Here is a 1,262-nt window from a genome sequence, read left to right as displayed (position 1 = left end):
AGTACGTGCGGCCGGGCTGGCAGCGGGCCCGGGGCGCCGCCGAGCGCCACCTGCGGCCCGTGCTGGAAACGGTGAGCCCGCTGGGCTGGGTGGTTGCCGGCAGCACGGTCCTGCTGTTGGTGCCCGGGATGGCCTTCGGCTGGCAGGAAGCCAAGATCGCGGCACTCACGGGACTGTTTCTGCTGTTGCTGGCGATAGGTTTTGTGTTGGGCCGTTCCTCGTATGGCGTGGAACTGGACCTGGCCCGCACCCGGGTCGCGGTCGGCGACCAGGCCGTGGGGAGCATAGCGGTGACGAATACCGCGGACAAACCCCTGCTGCCGGCGGCGCTGGAGCTGCCGGTCGGAGCGGCCACCGCCGTGTTCCAGTTGCCGCGCATGAAGGCCGGCCAAGTGCACGAGGACCTGTTCACCATCCCGACGCAGCGCCGCGCCGTCATCGTGGTGGGCCCGGTCCGTTCGGTGCGCCAGGATCCTCTGGGCCTGCTCCGCCGCCAGATGATGTGGACGGAACCGACCGACCTGTTCGTCCATCCGCGCACCACCGCGCTGGGCAGTTCGGCCGCCGGGTTCATCCGCGACCTCGAGGGCCTGCCCACCAAGGAACTGGCCAGCGCCGACGTCTCCTTCCACGCGCTGCGCGATTACGTCCCCGGCGACGACCGCCGCTACATCCACTGGAAAACCACGGCGCGCACCAACACGCTGATGGTGCGCCAGTTCGAGGAAACCCGCCGCGCGCATCTCGCCGTCGCGGTCTCGACGAACACCGAGGAATACGGTTCGGAGGAAGACTTCGAACTGGCGGTCTCCGTCGGCGCTTCGATCGGGCTGCAGGCCATCCGGGAGGAGCGCAACCTGAGCGTCCTGACCCAGCGGGGCCCGCTGCGCAGCGAAACCGGCCGCATCCTGCTCGATGAAATGACCCGGATCGAGGGCAAACCGCAGCGCTCCACCGCGGTGGAACTGGCCCGCAGTACCGCCGACGCGGTTCCGAATGCGTCCGTCATGTTCCTGGTCGTCGGTGATCACGTGTCCGCCACGCAGCTGCGCCAGGCATCGTCGGCCGTTCCGGTTGGCATCCGTGCGTTCGCCATCCGCTGCGGCGGCGGCCTCCAGGCCGCCCGGGCGACCATCGGCGACCTGTCCGTGCTGTCCCTGTCCACCCTGGACGACCTGGCCCTCGTGTTGCGGAAGGCCGCCGCATGAGCGGCAGCGCCAACGCTCCGTCTCCGGGGCAGCAACCCGGGCGGGTGCGCGGCC

At 70.0% G+C, this 1,262-nt stretch carries 1 protein-coding gene; it reads left to right on the top strand.

The window, feature by feature from the left end; genetic code table 11:
- The first annotated feature begins 5 nt into the window (after positions 1-5).
- On the top strand, positions 6-1,208 hold the full coding sequence (locus tag AC5RUJ_RS16615) for a DUF58 domain-containing protein (RefSeq protein WP_494156287.1): 1,203 nt from the start codon (positions 6-8) through the stop codon (positions 1,206-1,208).
- Positions 1,209-1,262 lie beyond the last annotated feature (54 nt).

The organism is Arthrobacter sp. Y3223164 (genome assembly GCF_059091005.1).
This window is presented reverse-complemented; position numbering and strand designations above follow the sequence as displayed.